General features: G+C 43.5%; 15 protein-coding genes. 4 read left to right on the forward strand and 11 right to left on the reverse strand.

The window, feature by feature from the left end; all coding sequences use genetic code 11:
* Positions 1-25 precede the first annotated feature (25 nt).
* From AE2B122_RS10035 to AE2B122_RS10060, 6 genes are all read right to left on the reverse strand, one after another.
* Positions 26-580 (reverse strand): YdhK family protein, encoded by a 555-nt coding sequence (locus AE2B122_RS10035; protein WP_175073967.1) that lies wholly within the window; start codon positions 578-580, stop codon positions 26-28.
* 109 nt (positions 581-689) lie between these two features.
* A complete protein-coding gene (locus tag AE2B122_RS10040; RefSeq protein ID WP_175073968.1) occupies positions 690-2,597 on the reverse strand; it encodes an ABC transporter permease in 1,908 nt (635 codons plus the stop codon).
* 46 nt (positions 2,598-2,643) lie between these two features.
* Complete coding sequence (locus AE2B122_RS10045) at positions 2,644-4,587, reverse strand: ABC transporter permease (protein ID WP_175073969.1); 1,944 nt, start codon at positions 4,585-4,587, stop codon at positions 2,644-2,646.
* A complete protein-coding gene (locus tag AE2B122_RS10050) occupies positions 4,577-5,338 on the reverse strand; it encodes an ABC transporter ATP-binding protein (protein ID WP_175073970.1) in 762 nt (253 codons plus the stop codon). The genes AE2B122_RS10045 and AE2B122_RS10050 overlap by 11 nt, the downstream gene beginning before the upstream one ends.
* Before the next feature lie 105 nt (positions 5,339-5,443).
* Entirely contained in the window at positions 5,444-6,445 is a 1,002-nt protein-coding gene (locus tag AE2B122_RS10055; protein ID WP_175073971.1) for a HAMP domain-containing sensor histidine kinase, read from the reverse strand.
* Complete coding sequence (locus AE2B122_RS10060) at positions 6,442-7,131, reverse strand: response regulator transcription factor (protein WP_175073972.1); 690 nt, start codon at positions 7,129-7,131, stop codon at positions 6,442-6,444. Before AE2B122_RS10060 ends, AE2B122_RS10055 begins: the two co-directional genes overlap by 4 nt.
* Positions 7,132-7,266: 135 nt before the next feature.
* On the opposite strand from AE2B122_RS10060, the gene AE2B122_RS10065 reads away from it, so the two are divergent.
* On the forward strand, positions 7,267-7,782 hold the full coding sequence (locus tag AE2B122_RS10065; protein WP_175073973.1) for a hypothetical protein: 516 nt from the start codon (positions 7,267-7,269) through the stop codon (positions 7,780-7,782).
* Between the two features lie 31 nt (positions 7,783-7,813).
* Here AE2B122_RS10065 and AE2B122_RS10070 read toward each other — a convergent pair whose 3' ends face one another.
* The 4 genes from AE2B122_RS10070 to lacG all read right to left on the reverse strand — a co-directional run bounded on the left by AE2B122_RS10070 (position 7,814) and on the right by lacG (position 12,972).
* Entirely contained in the window at positions 7,814-9,451 is a 1,638-nt protein-coding gene (locus tag AE2B122_RS10070) for a glycosyl hydrolase 53 family protein (RefSeq protein WP_217468077.1), read from the reverse strand.
* 16 nt (positions 9,452-9,467) lie between these two features.
* Positions 9,468-11,171 carry a PTS lactose transporter subunit IIBC gene (locus AE2B122_RS10075; RefSeq protein ID WP_175073974.1) on the reverse strand — a complete coding sequence of 568 codons (1,704 nt, stop codon included), beginning with the start codon at positions 11,169-11,171 and terminating at the stop codon, positions 9,468-9,470.
* 14 nt (positions 11,172-11,185) lie between these two features.
* On the reverse strand, positions 11,186-11,500 hold the full coding sequence (locus AE2B122_RS10080; protein ID WP_095219745.1) for a PTS lactose/cellobiose transporter subunit IIA: 315 nt from the start codon (positions 11,498-11,500) through the stop codon (positions 11,186-11,188).
* 71 nt (positions 11,501-11,571) lie between these two features.
* Complete coding sequence (gene lacG, locus AE2B122_RS10085) at positions 11,572-12,972, reverse strand: 6-phospho-beta-galactosidase (protein ID WP_175073975.1); 1,401 nt, start codon at positions 12,970-12,972, stop codon at positions 11,572-11,574.
* Positions 12,973-13,198: 226 nt separating this feature from the next.
* Between lacG and AE2B122_RS10090 the strand changes: the two genes are divergently transcribed.
* Both AE2B122_RS10090 and AE2B122_RS10095 read left to right on the forward strand, forming a co-directional pair.
* Positions 13,199-13,963 carry a DeoR/GlpR family DNA-binding transcription regulator gene (locus AE2B122_RS10090; RefSeq protein ID WP_095219743.1) on the forward strand — a complete coding sequence of 255 codons (765 nt, stop codon included), beginning with the start codon at positions 13,199-13,201 and terminating at the stop codon, positions 13,961-13,963.
* Between the two features lie 12 nt (positions 13,964-13,975).
* Positions 13,976-14,653 (forward strand): HAD family phosphatase, encoded by a 678-nt coding sequence (locus AE2B122_RS10095; RefSeq protein ID WP_175073976.1) that lies wholly within the window; start codon positions 13,976-13,978, stop codon positions 14,651-14,653.
* Between the two features lie 36 nt (positions 14,654-14,689).
* Here the strand turns inward: AE2B122_RS10095 and AE2B122_RS10100 are convergent, their stop codons facing one another.
* Complete coding sequence (locus AE2B122_RS10100) at positions 14,690-15,289, reverse strand: flavin reductase family protein (RefSeq protein WP_175073977.1); 600 nt, start codon at positions 15,287-15,289, stop codon at positions 14,690-14,692.
* Positions 15,290-15,366: 77 nt separating this feature from the next.
* Between AE2B122_RS10100 and AE2B122_RS10105 the strand changes: the two genes are divergently transcribed.
* Positions 15,367-16,098 (forward strand): helix-turn-helix transcriptional regulator, encoded by a 732-nt coding sequence (locus AE2B122_RS10105; protein WP_175073978.1) that lies wholly within the window; start codon positions 15,367-15,369, stop codon positions 16,096-16,098.
* Positions 16,099-16,112: the final 14 nt, after the last annotated feature.

The raw sequence follows: 16,112 nt of genomic DNA on the forward strand, positions 1-16,112 counted from the left end.
AAATTTTTACAAAAAAATAGCCCCGTTAATCGGAGCTATCTTCCATAGGTGCCAATTCTCCCTCGGTCAGCCACTTGTGGTTCTTTACTTCTTCCCCTGTAGTGGTCGATTTGTAATCCACCATATATACGGTCGTATCCTCAACCTTTTCAACAATCGCTGTCGCGCCTTTCATCCCTTCCGTATGATCGGCTTCGAGAGTAGCCTCGATTCCCGGCTCAAGCGGATGATCAGCTGCTTCTTTCAACTCTTCCTGGATGACCCATCGATGGTTATCGACATGCTTGCCGCCATTCGTTGGTGTATATGTAACTTCATAAGCATAAGTATCAAATGCACCGACAATCGTTGTCTCTGCACCTTTCATCCCCTCCATATGATTGGCTTGGATGATGGCTTTGCTGCCTGGAGGGAATTCCGGATCATCCGCTTCTTCCAGACCCTCCGGTAATTTTCCGGATTCATCATGCTGCATATGTTCCGTTTCATCTGCACCTTTACTATCTTGCGTTTGCGGCTCGTCATTGCCGCATGCACTTAGCATGAAAACTGCCCCAAGCAGAATCAAAAATATCCTCATTCGATTCTCCTCCTTTTCTAGCACTAGTATGTATCATACTCTCCTACTCCTATACCCTTTCAAATACGCAGGCATGCCGACACATAAAAAGGACAGTCTGCTGACTGTCCTAGAGGGATCTTGCAATGACCTGCTTGTAATACATCACAGACAGAGCACCAAATATGGAATATAGCAGTGTATAAATAACCATTACAGCCAGCATCGGAATCCATAGAGATGAACCGAACCAAAACCAGCCAGACTTCACAGCAAAATAACTATGTGACAAGCCAATCAGTAATGGGATGCCAAAGTTGAAGAGCTGTTTATGTACGATGCCTTTTCTCAGATCTGTTTTGGTATAGCCTATCTTGCGGAGAACGGTGTAAGTTTGCTGTTCACTGTCACCTTCATCCATCTGCTTGATATACAAAATGCTGCCAGATGTAATGAGGAATGTCAGACCAAGGAATCCGACGAGGAATAAATACAGCCCCATCTGCATCTTCTGCTGATCCTCTGATAACTCTTTTGAAACAGCAGTGTTGCCGAAGCGCTGCTCCTGGAATAGCTGGGCAGCTTCCTCTTTATCCTTATCTTCCTGCACAGTTACTTTGAAAAAGGATTGTGATACGACTGAAGGAAGCTCTTCCAGCTGCCTATAATCTGCTTCATTTAAAATGCCTATCAGAGCACCAAAAGAAAGAAAAGAAGGTACTTGGTAAGTGTCATGTATGGCTATCAGCTCAAAGGTACGTTCAGCTTCGGCTAGGAAGTGTACCTCTCCAGGCTGGAACTTCAACGAGCGCTTTAACCGATCACTTTGACCTGTTAACACCATCTTTTCAGTCGACACATCCATGTCTGCTTGACTATCTGGTATAACTAAGAACTGCTGCTCTGCTGTAATACCTGCACCCTTCGCAAGTATACCCGTCAAATCTGCACGCAGTTCCAGTGTTGACGTTTCCTTTGCCTGCACCTGGATACCTGATTCTTTAAGCACATGTTCAAAGTTATTGGCATCCTCTTTTGCCAGAAAAACAAAGTCTGCTCCGGCAGTCAGCGCATCTCCATCCTTGCCCACAGAATAGTACGTAATATAAGCCAGCGATAAAAATCCGATTGCCAGTGCAGATACTGTGGTGATGACAGTGAGCAAGAAAGCATTTGTCCGCATTCGGAACATGATGCTCCCTAATGAAAGTACCTGCTTAATAGAAAGATACCCACCCTTCCGTTTACGAAAAAGCATCAGCAGGAACGTAACGGATCCTTTAAAGAAAAGATAAGTACCAACAATACAAGATGCCAGGATGATCAGCATTAGCACCATCAGCTCTTTCGTAGCATCATAGTCACCACTGAACAGTCTTGTAGACAAGTAATAACCGAATAAGATTAAGAGTATGCCAGCTATGCCGATTACCATCTGCCACCAGGTAATGCGTTTCCCAGCTGTTTCAGACGTATCACGTACAAGGAAAAGAGAAAGTAAGGTTTGCCTTTTTATCTGGAAAGTCGTCATGATCATTAATAGTAAGTAGAATAAACTGAAAACCACAATGGTCCATCTTAACGCCGACGTGGAAAAATTCAGTTCCACAATGCTTTCAAGACCTGTCAATTTGTAGAGAATCATGGTGAGCAGTTTGGATCCCAAATACCCTGCAAAGACTCCCAAAAGTAAACTCCCCAAATATAAAATTGCATTTTCTATGGCGAGCATAAACGCTATCCGATGCTTTGTCATTCCGACCAACTGGTACAAACCGATTTCCTTCGATCTGCGTTTGATTAAAAGTTGATTCGCATAGATTAGGAAAACAGCTACAATCCATAACAGCATCATGGAGGCTACCTGTATTGCTGCACTGACTTTTATCGAGTCTTCGATTGAGCCCATAGAAGCATCAAACTGCAATGTGAGAAATGCGAAATACAGTCCGACACTGAATACAAGAGCGAAAAAATAAAGTCCATAGTGGCGTATATTTTGTTTTGTATTGCGATAGATCAATTGGTAGATCGACATATTACTTGCCTCCAAGTAATAAGGGCTGCTGAGCAGCCCTATGAGTTTAAAGCGATTGTTTGATGACCTTGTTGTAGTGGACAACTGATAGAATGCCGAAGATTGAATACAAGAGTGTATAGATTACCATTACGACAATCATCGGTGTCAGCATGACCGATCCAAACAGGAACCAGCCGGACTGAACAGCGAAGTAGCTGTGTAAGAGTCCGATGACGAGCGGAATACCGAAGTTGAATAGCTGTTTGCGCTGGATACCGCGGCGAAGATCCGTCGTTGTGAAACCAAGCTTGCGCAAAATCGTATAATTCGGTTTCTCGCTTTCTGCTTCATCCATTTGCTTGAAATAGAGGATACAGCCAGATGTAATCAGGAATGTCAGACCTAGGAAACCGACGATGAATAGAGTTAATCCAATTGTTGATTTCTGATCCGCAGCAACATCAATTCTGGATTCACTGTTATCCTTTGCTTCGAAATCCAGACTGTTGAATAAATCATTTGCCTTTTGCAACTGATCATTATTTTCAATTGTATAACCGAAATACCAATGATAGCCTTGATTCAAATCTGGGTTAATGTCTTGCTTCAGCTCCTGGAACAAAGCATCATCGACAATCATTGTCGGCAGACCGCCCATGGTGTAATAGTTAGAGATTGGATACTCGTCCTCAAGCCCCGTGTAATGCAGAGCTGTCTCTGTTTCTTTCCCAAGGACAGTAACATCGCCTTCGTCCTTTAGAGACATAAAACGCTGCAGCAGCTCATTGTATCCAGTCAGTTTCAGTTCATCTGGGGCTACATCCAACCCTGCTGCTTTCTCACTTATAACAGCTGTATCCATCATAGAAGAATCAAAGTTCATTTCCAGCTCCGTTTGCAGAATGTTTTCGATATTGAGCTGTACGGTGTACACCTCTGCTTTGTCCTCCGTATAAGCGATATTATTATCATCCATTGCCTGTTGGAAGCTTTCGGCATCGCTTTCTGTCAGTAAGGAGAAATCTTCTCCTCCCGTATAGTTATAAGCCGTTTCCTCAGCAGAATAGAACGTAATGTAACTTAGGGAAAGCAAACCGATCGCCAATGCAGATACAGTAGTAATGATGGTAAGCAGCATCGCATTCGATTTCATCCGGAACATAATGGATGAGAGAGACAGTACCTGCTTAATGTTCAGATAGCCGCCTTTTTGCTTCCTAATAAGGCTTACCAAGAATGCTACGGATCCTTTATAAAACAAGTACGTTCCAACAATGACACAAAACAGGATAAAGAACATAGCTCCGAACAATTCAATCATGGATGAGAAATCACCATCAAATAATTTACCTGACACAATATAACCAACTGCAATCAGTGCAATACCAAAGATACCGATGATAACTTGGAAAACAGATAGCTTTCGCGCTGTCATTTCTGTTTTTGATTTCACGTGAAACAATGAAAGAATCGTCTGGCGTTTAATGAAGAGTATATTCATCAGCATGATAAGTGCATAGATACATAGGAATACTAGTAGAGTTTGAAGTAATGCCCTTGATGAGAAGGATAAGGATGCGATTCCTTCAACACCTGTTACTTTGAACAATATCATGATTAATAGCTTGGAACCGGCAAATCCTAGTGCAATGCCGATTAGGAGACTGCCAAAATAAAGGATGGCATTTTCTGCGCTCAATAACCGAAAAATCTTGTTTTTCGTCATACCAATCAGCTGAAACAGTCCAATTTCCTTGCTGCGCTGTTTGATAAAAATCGTATTTGCATAAAGCAAGAACACAGCGACGATAAAGATCAGAAGCACAGAAGCCGTAGCAATACCCGCACCGCCTTTTACCGAGCCTTCCACTGGATCCATCGACTTATCATATTGCAAGGTGACAAAGGCAAAGTACAAACCGGAGCTAAAAATCAAAGCAAACACATACAGATAATAGTTACGAAGGTTTTTCTTCAGATTTCGGAGTATCAGACTATTAATGCTCATTTTGCACCCCGCTGAGCACACCTTGTGTGGACATAATGTCTTTGAAGAAGGCTTGGCGTTCTTGCTGACCTTTGTTCAGCTGCGTATAAATCTGACCGTCCTTGATGAATATGACACGGCTGCAATAGCTGGCTGCTGCCGGATCATGTGTGACCATGACGATGGTTGCTTTTCGGTTGGCATTCAATGAACTAAGCTTGTTCAACAAATCAGATGCTGATTTCGAATCAAGCGCACCTGTTGGCTCATCGGCAAAGATGATGCTTGGCTCATGAATGAATGCACGTGCAGCAGATGTACGCTGCTTCTGACCGCCGGAAATCTCACTTGGGTACTTATGCTGCAGCTCCATAATACCGAGCTGATTGGCTACCTCTTCAAATTTACGATCGGCTTCTTTTTTTGGTACTTTCTTAATCGATAGCGGAAGCAGTATGTTTTCCTTCACTGTCAGCGTATCAAGCAGGTTGTATTCCTGGAACACGAAGCCAAGATGATTCTTACGAAATTCGGCCAGCTGCTTCTCTTTCATGTTTGTAATTTCGTTGTTTTGGATCAAGATTGTTCCGCCGCTCGCACGGTCAATGGAAGAGAGCACGTTCAGCAGTGTCGTCTTACCAGATCCCGATGAACCCATGATGCCGACGAATTCTCCCTCCTCGATACTAAGGTCGACACCTCGGAGTACTTCTTGCTTATTGAATTTATTTCCGTAATTCTTCTGGACTCTTGTCGCTTCTAGAATTCCCATTGTTTCGCACCTCTTTGTGTGATTTGTTACCTCAAGTATACGGATGCTCTAGAATATACTCCTGCTTTTCAGCTAACAAACGAACAAAAGCGTGTGACAATCCTGTCACACGCCAGTCATGCCGACCATATCGTTTCGTTTCGGGAAAGTGAGTGTAAAGCAAGTTCCCTTCTCAGGATCAGAAACTACCTCTACTTTAATCCTTAGCTGTTTTGCCGCTTTCTTTGTCAAATAAAGCCCCATGCCGGTGGCAGCCTTATTATGCTGGATAGTGGACGTGAACCCCTGATCAAATATACGCGGCAAGTCTTTTGCATCAATCCCTATACCATGATCTTGAATACGAATCTGTACATGCCCTTCGATTTTCTCACTAGAAATATAAATATCATTGTTCTCACTATACTTCACTGCATTGGATAACAGTTGACGCAGAATGAACGTGAGCCACTTTGTATCACTCAGCACTGCTTCTGCCTGCAAATCAAGGTCAAATCCAATTCCCTTCTGCATACACCACGAACGCAAGGAACGGATCTCCTGACTGATGACTGTATGCAAATCGATTTCTTCTATATATAAGTCATTCTCAATGAAGGTGATGCGCTTCTGGTGGATTTGCGTATCCAGCAGCATGTGTACACGCAGCCATTCATAAGTCAGCTGCTGCTTTAGTTCATCATCCTCCATACGATCAATGATCAGTTGCATAGCCGTCAGCGGTGTCTTTACTTCGTGAATCCAGGAAAGCAGTTCATCCTTCTCCCGTTCTAACGACTCCCGGCGATCAGAAGACGTACGATTAAGGAAATTGACCTGCTCTTGGAGACTCTCGTGAACGATATATTCATAGGGCCGATCTGGTTCAGGCAATGTCGAAGCGTCCAGACTCTTTTCCCAAACATTCAAACTGCGATAAAAACGTGTTTCCCGGTGATAACGGAAAAAAAGGAATACCGCTAGCAGCAGCCAGAACAGCAAAAGTACGTAGAAGATGGAATCAAACGGAATCGTCGTATCCACATACGCCACTAATAGCAGTAAACAAGAAAGCAGGACGAACATACCTATCCAGCTCGCCTTATCCCGAAGATACTTTCGGATCATGGCTGGTTTACCTCCAACGCACAGTAGCCTTGTCCTACTTTCGTTTCAATTTGCTGTCCTAGCCCGATATCATCCAGCTTCTTCCGCAGTCTATTCACGTTTACAGTCAATGTATTATCGCTAATGAAACGCTCATCATCCCATAGACTTGTAATCAGCTTTTCCCGAGAGACAATTTTATTTTTCTGTTCTACTAAAAGCTTCAGGATATACATCTCATTTTTCGTCAGCTCCACTTTACCTGTGTCATTTTCCACTTCGTTCTTTTCATAATCAACTGTTGCACCATTCCACGTTTTTAATGTGACTTTATCCGTACTGTAATTGTAAACGCGGCGAAGAATAGCCTGTATTTTTGCGATCAGCACCTCAAAATGGAACGGCTTTTGAACAAAGTCATCCCCGCCAAGCTGCATCGCCATGACCATATCCATTGGATGGTCACGAGAGGAAAGGAAGATAATCGGCACATTCGAATGCGCCCGTATCATCCGGCACCAGTGGAACCCATCATAGCTCGGCAGCTGAATATCAATCAGCACGAGCTCCGGCTGCACACTTGAGAACTCTTCCATCACCTGTCCAAAGTCTTCTATCCCATGCACACCATAAGACCATTGCGTCAATCGCGTCCTGATTTCTTCGAACAGACTTTTGTCATCTTCGATTAATAGTATCTTAAACACGTTCGTCACCTCATTCGTCTTCCATAAAATTGTAACGAATATGCACTGTTTTTACTAGCATCCCAGGGTAAAGATTGTTTCTATATCAGCACTATGCTAGAGTTTTCTCATATAAACAAAGCGAGGTCCTGCACGATGTTCGATCCTACTGTATTCGATAACTTGAAAGTGGCATTCGAGAATCAGCTATATGATTTGGATAACTTAGACAAGGAAATTACCATCGTGTCCCGCCATGACCGTTTGGAAATGGCTACAATGTCACGTGAATTCCGTCTCGGATTCACGTTGCGGGCAAATGCGAATGTGACTGCTGAAATCTGTCTGGACGCTTCTTTGAGTGATTTGGCAGATGAGATTTTGGAAGAGCCAGAAAAGAATCCTGGCTGTACCTTAAGGTTATTTTTCTATATGACAGTTGAAGATCCTGATACAGAGTGTCCTCTGATCGAGTCTATCCTGACTCAGATTTGGACACCGCCAATCCGCCCTGAGCAAACGCTGGAATATACGTACGATAAACAGCAAAAGCATTACCAAAATACAGCCGAAGTCCGTTTTGACCGGAAAGTTAATGAAAATCAAATGGAGGATCTTCCAAATCTGATTGATCATATTCTGGACTCTCTTGAAGCACTGACAACAGAATAAGAACAGCCCGCAGTATATCTGCGGGCTGTTCTTATTTTTTCTGGAGCTTTATGTGATCTACATTCAGCCAAGCGTTCGCTTGAGCTTTGTTGTAAATACCAATTTCTATCTTACCGTCTGTGACTTTGACATTATCAAGCGTTACTTTTGTCCAATCAGAAGCAACACTAGGTATTGCCTGCTTCAGCTGCGTAGTAGCACTTTTCGCATAGATCTCAGAAGTTGTATGCGCACCACCTGCTTTCACCCAAGCAGTTAATTTATACGTTCCATTTTGCAAACCAGTCAGCTGCTGGTAGATAGATGCTTCATATGCTTTTGCATCCCAGAACGATAACTTGTAATTCCCATCAAGTGCATCAGCTTCTGTCTTCACAGCCGTTCCTGTTGTTCCTGCAGCAGTCCATTTTGTCCAATCCGTCGGAGTTCCAGAGGATGCGCCTGATTCAAAGCTGGGATTCTTCGCATAATTCGTTTGAGCAGCTGCATTCGGCGTACCAAAGATCTTCACAGCATCCAATGCATTTCCATTGAAATCAAAGATTGCTTGGTTATCCCACTCATTACCCGGTTCATCTGTAACGCCAAGATAATTCATACCAGCTGTCGTAGCCCAGGATACTTTTCCGTTATTCCAAAGCGGCTCCCAATAGAAGAATCCGGTTCCCTTCTTATTCGGCACTTGCTGGATAGACGTTACCAGATCCTGCATGAAGTTATGTTGTCCTTTCGGAGTTGCTGCGTAACCAGCAGTTGCAGCTTCTTCCTGACCAAATGCATTTTCCTTTGCATCTGCATTACCTGTCGTATGGCCATATGCTGTTTCGACAACAATGACATCTTTTCCATAACGCTTGGATATATTATTCATATTTGTTTCCAAGTCATCCAGCGTACCGTGCCAATAAGGATAATAGGAAATTCCAATTGTATCGTATTCTACATTGCGGGCAGTTATTTCGTCGAACCACCATTTAAAGGTTTCATAATTACCGCCCTCTGCCAAATGCAGCATCAAGGTAGTATCTTTCGGTTCTGTATCCTTCACCGCTTTGATACCAGACTTGAGGAACGCTGCAAGTCTGTCGAATTCACCGCCGCCTTCCCCCCAGCTTTTACCATGTGGCCACAGCATGCCGCTATTTAATTCATTCCCTATCTGAACCATATCCGGGTAGACATTTTGTTTCTTCATTTCGGCAAGCACACTGTGTGTATAATCATATACCTTCGTGTTTAGCTGTTCGAAGGATAATCCCTGCCAGCTTTTCGGCTGATTTTGCTTACCAGGATCCACCCAGAAATCGCTGTAATGGAAATCAAGCAATACCTTCATGCCTTTCGATTTAGCACGCTTAGCTAAATCGATTGTCGTTTTCAAATCGTTCGTACCTGCACCATACGAATTGCCAGCTGCATCTTTCGGGTCATTCCAAATACGCAGTCTGACATAGTTAGATCCATTGTCTTTTAAGATTTGCAAGGGATCCTTCTGCACACCATTTTCATAATACTTTGCTCCAGCTTTCTCCATATCCGCCAGCGTCGAAATATCTGCACCTCGGATGAAGGAGCTGTCATATCCAGCTGCTTCAGCGGGCTGAACTGCTACGAAAGCACTCGAGAAACTTAACATTAAAGCAAACAGCAATGCGAACTTCTTCTTCAAGATATTCTCCTCCTGCTTATTTAAGCTGGTCGATAACGTAGTCAACTGCTTTCTTCGGATCACGTGTCAGACTGATATATTCTGCGCCTTTTGTCGCAGCTAATTTAATGCCGAGACGATCAGTATCTTCTTTGATATCCTCGAAGTACGATCCCACCTGAGGCGCCAGGATGACCATATCGTAGTCAGCCATGATTTCATAATGTGAACCGTATGCTCCAGCAGATGCAGAAATCGGAACGCTGAATTGTTCAGCTCCTTCTGTCAAAGCGTTGGCGAGCATGGCACTTGTACCAGCACCTGCACAAAGGACAAGAACGTTCGTCGGTTTCAATTCATTGGAAACGGATCTTGTTTCTTGAATTTCTTCTGCTGCTTGCGTTGCTGCAATGCCGCTTACTGCTGCAGCCATTGCTGGCTGTGTTCTCGCCGCAGCAGCTTCCAGCTGAGCATTCTGTGCTTCCTGCATGACGAGCTCTTTATCGTACACCTTACAGAAAGGCAGATAAATCAAGAAGTCGACGACGATTAAGGTCAACACTAGCACAAACGACCATAATCCCATTCCGGTTCCGAGTACAAGGCCGATTGGTGCTGGTGTGGCCCAAGGCAGGACATACATGAAACTATTCATGCCGATGACGTCGACAAAGAATTTAAAAATACAAACGTTGATCATCGGTGTCAGCAAGAACGGAATGAAGAAATACGGATTCAGGATAATCGGCGCCGAGAATAGTAATGGCTCGTTCACCGCAAAACTGACCGGTATGAAGGACGCCTTACCAACTGCCTTCAGCTGTTTGGATTTCGCCAAGAGCATGAAGATGAACGGTACTACAAGCGTGGCACCTGTTCCGCCCATCGTACCTACAAAGTTACCAAGACCTACTGTCAAAACATTGGATGCCTGCTCACCTGCATTATATAGCTGCAGATTAGCTTCTACGTTGACATAGATAATAGCAGCAATCGCTGGTTCGACGATAGACGGTCCGTGTACACCGACAAACCAGAAGAATGCCATCATACCCCAGATAATCATGATACCGAGGTAGCCATCGGCCGCAGTGAATAATGGGGAAAGCAGTTTGACTAGCGCTTCCGCGAATGGCACATTCAATGTAGTACGCACAATCAAATCGATAATGACCATACCGAGGACAGAGAATGCGAACGGGAAGATATCCTTGAATGTCTGGGAAATCGTTCCGGGCACTTCTTTTGGCATTTTGATCGTAATATTTTTCAATACACAGAAACGATAAACATTAACCGTTATGAAAGCGGATACAAATGATGCCAGTAAACCTTTGGTTCCCATGTATTCGGCAGAGAACCCACCGTCGATCTGCGAAACACTCAACAGCATGAACCCAACAATGGATGCAAGCATTGCTGATGTCGAGTTGATTACTTTATTCTTCGGCATTTTTCGGTTCACTGATTCACTCAGACTTCTGGCTGTTGTAGCGGAAACCAGCAAGCCTACCACACCCATGGAATAGTTATATACTTTCCACAGCCATGTCGAAACACTTTCCGGCCAGGCAAATCCTAGTACTTCCGGCAAAGCTGCCAGAAGGATGAAGATACTTGCGAACAGAATTGCAGGCATTGCCGTCAGGAAACCGTCACGAACTGCCCCAAGATAGATATTCCGGGAAACCTTCTCGAAGAACGGTTTCCCTTTCTCAATTTGTCCAATAATCCCTTTCATCCTACTTCCTCCTTTTAACTCGTTTTGCGGTAGAGCTCGACGAAGTCCTGTACAAGCTCCCGAAGAAGCAATGTTGTCATCAGGTGATCCTGGCCATGGATGAAAATGAAGCCGATATCCATATCCTTGCCGGCTGCTTCATCTGCCAGTATTTGCGTTTGTGCATTGTGAGCCAATTTGAGATTTTCATCTGCACTTTTCAGCTCTTCTTCTACATTCTCGAAGTTTCCTGTACGCACTTCCCGCAACAGCTTCATCAGCGAGCTGCGCGCATCCCCGGCATATGCAACAATCTCAAAACCTAGCATTTGTAATGATTCTTTTGTCATAATAACCCTCCTAAAACGCTTTCATATTAGTTTTATAAAGGCACGGCGAGTAGCACCCACCGTGCAGGATATCAACTGATGGTCTTTGTCTCACTTAGACGCTTGTACCAGTAAGCAGAAGCTTTTGGATAGCGCTTTTGTGTTTCGAAATCTACATAGAATAGTCCATAGCGTTTGTTATAGCCATTTGTCCAAGAAAACAGATCCATCAAGGACCAGAGGAAGTAACCTTTTACATTCACCCCATCCTCAATTGCCTTGCCGATAGCTTCCAAGTAGACTTTCAGATAATCGATCCGTGCCTCGTCCATGATGACGCCATTCTCGAACTCATCTTTGTAGCCCATTCCGTTTTCGGTAATATAGATTTTGTTGTAATGAGGATAATCCTCTTTTATACGCATTAGGATGTCATACATACCTTCCGGATAGATCAGCCAATCCCAATCTGTGCGCTTCAGTCCTTCCTTATAGATTCGTTCTCCAATTCCTTTTACTTTGTAGACAGAAGTCCCTTTGTCTCCTGTTCCATTGTGATGAATCTGCGTTTCGCCATCATACGCTTTAACGAAGTGACATTGATAGTGGTTGATTCCAAGATAGTCATTACGGCGGGATGCCTTCTTCATAATCTCAAAATCTTCTTCTAGGAATTCATAAGTCGCACCGTTCGCTTCGGCAATTTCTTCGAGTGCTTGCATCGTTTTATCTGAATAGTATCCGAGATATGTAGCATCCAAGAGGAAGCGGACGGAAAGCGCATCATCCAAGAAAGCCGCATGCTGATCTTCCGGTGAGCCTGTTGCCGGATATTTCGTTTCTAAGGAATGTACAACTCCAATCTCACCAGGGTAGTTGTTATCCTTAAACAAGTTAACCGTTCGAGCATGGGCAACCATCATATTATGCAAACACTGTATGATCATTGAAAAATCACTTTTCACAGACGGCGGAAATGTTCCTAATAAGTACTGGTTTGTTGCAACCGGATAAATTTCATTGAATGTGCTCCAGTAGTGAACTTCATGGAATTCCTTGAAACAGAATTCTGCGTAGTCGACGAAGGCGTCTAAGTTCTCCCGATTCAAGAAGTCTCCTTTATCGAACAGTGTTTTTGGAGTATCAAAATGATGTAAGGTGACAAAGGCTGTGATATTCCGCTTTTGACACTCTGCAAATAGACTATGGTAGAAATCGACACCTTCTTGATTCACTTCTCCGGTTCCATCAGGGAAAATTCTTGTCCATGCAATCGAAATACGGATACCATTTACACCGAATTTCTCACAAAGTCTGATGTCCTCTGGATATTGATGATAAAAGTCACTAGCAGGGTCTGGACTGAATCGCCCTTGCTTCTCCAGGAATTCATCCCAGGCTACCGGCCCCTTACCGCCTTCCTTTGTCGCACCCTCTGCTTGATAGGCTGCTGTTGCTCCCCCAAATATAAAATCCTCAGGCAACTTATACATGATCGGATTCCTCCTCCAAAATGTTTGTTTAAACAGTAATATATTGTTTGTTTTTGTTATCTTTCGTTTATTGTAAACGGATACAATATACCTGTCAACGAATTTTTTTCTAAAATTAGGCAAATGTTAATGGATAACAAACAATCACGTGTTTGTATTTGTTTATTTATATTGACTGTATTAACTTGCATATGATAAGTTATGTTTAAAGTTTTGAGGTGAAAATATGTTGAAAAGAGAGCGCTTGTTGAAAATTGTGGACATCGTCAACAAACAAGGAATCATAACAGTCAACGATATCATCCACGAATTGAACGTTTCAGATATGACAATCCGCAGAGATTTAGATGAATTGGATAAAGCAGGTAAGCTAGTAAGGATACATGGCGGCGCACAAAGTATCACCCATGCAATGGATCAGGAGTTGTCCCATGTAGAAAAGCTGGATGTCCAAGTAGAGGAAAAAACGCAGATTGCTGCATTAGCTGCTTCTATCGTAAATGACCGAGATACAGTTTTTCTTGGTCCAGGAACAACGATTGAACTACTTGCACGCCACTTACTTCATAAGAAAATCAGAATCATCACGAACAGCTATCCAGTGTTTGAGATCCTAACCCAAAGTGATACAGCTGAGATTATGCTGATCGGCGGGGATTTCCGAAAAAATACTGGTACGTTCGTCGGACCGCTAGTAAATAGCAGTCTGCAAAAGCTCAATTTCACGAAAGCTTTCATCAGTGCGAACGGGGTTCACAATGAAGAGATTTCTACCTACAGCATTGAAGAAGGTGAAGCACATCAGATTGCGCTGAACAACTCACGCAGCAAATACTTACTTGTCGATCATACGAAATTCAATCGGGAAGATTTCTATGTATTTTACAACCTGCATGATATGGATTATCTAATAACGGATGACAAGATACGATCAGACGTTCAGGCGCATTACGAGCAGTATGTTGAGATGCAATTACCACAAAAGGCATAAGGAGGAATAGAAATGAAAGGCGTCATTTTCGATTTCAACGGCACCATGTTCCTGGATTCCCATTTACATGAGCAGGCTTGGTTCCATATGATCCGCAAGTATGCTGCAGCACCCATAACAGATGAAGAAATTTTCAAGAATATCCACGGCCGCACGAACAGTGAGATTTTACGACACTTCATCAATAATGACCTCACAAAGGGAGATATACAGAAACTATCCGATGAAAAGGAAAGTCTCTACCGAGATCTATGTCTGCAAAATGAGAAGGATCTTGTACTCACCAAGGGTTTGGTGGAAACTTTGGATCACCTAAAAGCACAGGGTACGCCTATTACAATAGCAACGGCAACGGTGAAAGAAAATGTTGCCTTCTACTTCGATGTTTTCAAGCTGGACAGGTGGTTCAATTTTGAAACTGTCACATTCGATGATGGCAGTTTCCCCGGAAAACCTGCTCCTGATATCTTCTTGATAGCAGCTAAAAAACTAGGTCTGCAGCCAAACGAGTGCCTTGTCATCGAAGACGCCTTTTCCGGTCTCACCGCCGCGAAGAAAGCCCGAATTGGTACAGTCATTGCAATCGATCCTTTCGGGAAGAATCGTGAAGCCTTTGAACAGAACGAGCTTGGTTCAGGTGGTATTATTCAAGATTTTACGACTTTCCAAGAACTTTTGCTCGTTAAATAGCAGAACCCCTCATCTGTCCGATGAGGGGTTCTTCCATTATGCCCGCGCGGTCTTGCCTAATTCTTCTCCAAGTCCAAAGTAATGACGGAAGTTGTAGATGAGCGGACTCCACTTACTTGGATCAATATGCTTCCCCTCTTTTAAAATGTTTTCCTGTGCATGGACGGCTACAACTTCCACCTCTATAATAGCAATACCCTCCATATAGTCCGGTTCTCTGATATGTCTTACTTCTGCTTCAATTTGTAATGGGCATTCTGCAATAGCCTCTGCGCTCACAACTGAGGAGATTTTTCTCGTTAGACCAGCTGCATGGAATTTATCTTTTACAGAGATGTATCCATATGCTGCTTTATCCGACGGAACCACCTCTTTTCCTGTACAAGCAGCAATCCGTTCGACGTGCTGCCATAAATCAGGACCTGGAATATTCAGCACACATCCCCCTCTCCGCTGTAAATTCTCATATGCTTTCCCGGTTGTACCGAGACCGATGACAAGAAAATGATCCAATGCCCAGGAAGAAGATATTGGACTGATGTTTGTCGTTCCATCCTCATTCACTGTCGTGAGAAGGACAATAGCGTTGCCATAATATAAAATCTTAGGATTAATTGTTTTTGTTTCTATCATCATACTTCTCCCCTCTCCATCTTTAGCTTAAAATAAAGATATTACGAGCGTCATCGAAATATGGATGTTACGAAAGGAGAATGGGTTTGCATCCTCAACATGTCGCAGCAGCTGCAAGCCTGCTTAGTGAATCTTCCCGCAGTATCATGCTCACTTACATGCTCGATGGAAGATTCCATACTTCAGGGGAGCTAGCTCGGGCTGCCGGTATCACGCCGCAGACAGCCAGCTTTCATCTAAAAAAGCTAGAAGAAGCTGGGTTCCTTGATCAGACCAAGCAGGGACGCCATCGTTATTACGGACTAAAAGATCCTGCCATTGCACAAGTAATCGAATCATTGCTGACAATTACACCGCCTGCTCCAGTTTCCTCCTTCAAGCAGGCAGCTGAAGACCAAGCTATCCGCTATGCCAGGACCTGCTATGATCATTTGGCTGGCTCACTCGGTATACAGGTTGCAAAAGGTTTAATTGCTAATGAATATGTAAAACAAGAACATAACCAATTTATCCTCACAGCTAAAGGAGAAACCTTCTTTTCAAGCTTCGGTATCGACGTGGAAACAGCTCGAAGAAAAAGGCGGTCTTTCTGCCACTGCTGCTTGGATTGGAGCGAGCGAAAGCATCATCTTGCTGGTGCATTAGGGCATGCAATGCTGGAACGTTTTCTGGAATTGGATTGGCTGAGAAAGAAACCGGAGTCACGGGCACTCCTGCTTACAGAGACAGGGAGAAATGGGCTTGCTGAGGTTTTCAGTTTAGACATCTCTAACATACATAAAACACATGACAACAAGGTTTATTTACGATAGAATGTGCATAAGAT

The organism is Terribacillus sp. AE2B 122 (assembly GCF_902497585.1).
GTDB classification, from domain to species: Bacteria; Bacillota; Bacilli; order Bacillales; family Amphibacillaceae; genus Terribacillus; species Terribacillus saccharophilus_A.

Coding starts and splice junctions, on each gene's coding strand:
- AE2B122_RS10065 (WP_175073973.1), top strand. CDS start 7,267: ATGTTCGATCCTACTGTATTCGATAACTTGAAAGTGGCATTCGAGAAT.
- AE2B122_RS10050 (WP_175073970.1), bottom strand. CDS start 5,338: ATGGGAATTCTAGAAGCGACAAGAGTCCAGAAGAATTACGGAAATAAA.
- AE2B122_RS10055 (WP_175073971.1), bottom strand. CDS start 6,445: ATGATCCGAAAGTATCTTCGGGATAAGGCGAGCTGGATAGGTATGTTC.
- AE2B122_RS10045 (WP_175073969.1), bottom strand. CDS start 4,587: ATGAGCATTAATAGTCTGATACTCCGAAATCTGAAGAAAAACCTTCGT.
- AE2B122_RS10040 (WP_175073968.1), bottom strand. CDS start 2,597: ATGTCGATCTACCAATTGATCTATCGCAATACAAAACAAAATATACGC.
- AE2B122_RS10090 (WP_095219743.1), top strand. CDS start 13,199: ATGTTGAAAAGAGAGCGCTTGTTGAAAATTGTGGACATCGTCAACAAA.
- lacG (WP_175073975.1), bottom strand. CDS start 12,972: ATGTATAAGTTGCCTGAGGATTTTATATTTGGGGGAGCAACAGCAGCC.
- AE2B122_RS10105 (WP_175073978.1), top strand. CDS start 15,367: ATGGGTTTGCATCCTCAACATGTCGCAGCAGCTGCAAGCCTGCTTAGT.
- AE2B122_RS10095 (WP_175073976.1), top strand. CDS start 13,976: ATGAAAGGCGTCATTTTCGATTTCAACGGCACCATGTTCCTGGATTCC.
- AE2B122_RS10100 (WP_175073977.1), bottom strand. CDS start 15,289: ATGATGATAGAAACAAAAACAATTAATCCTAAGATTTTATATTATGGC.
- AE2B122_RS10075 (WP_175073974.1), bottom strand. CDS start 11,171: ATGAAAGGGATTATTGGACAAATTGAGAAAGGGAAACCGTTCTTCGAG.
- AE2B122_RS10035 (WP_175073967.1), bottom strand. CDS start 580: ATGAGGATATTTTTGATTCTGCTTGGGGCAGTTTTCATGCTAAGTGCA.
- AE2B122_RS10080 (WP_095219745.1), bottom strand. CDS start 11,500: ATGACAAAAGAATCATTACAAATGCTAGGTTTTGAGATTGTTGCATAT.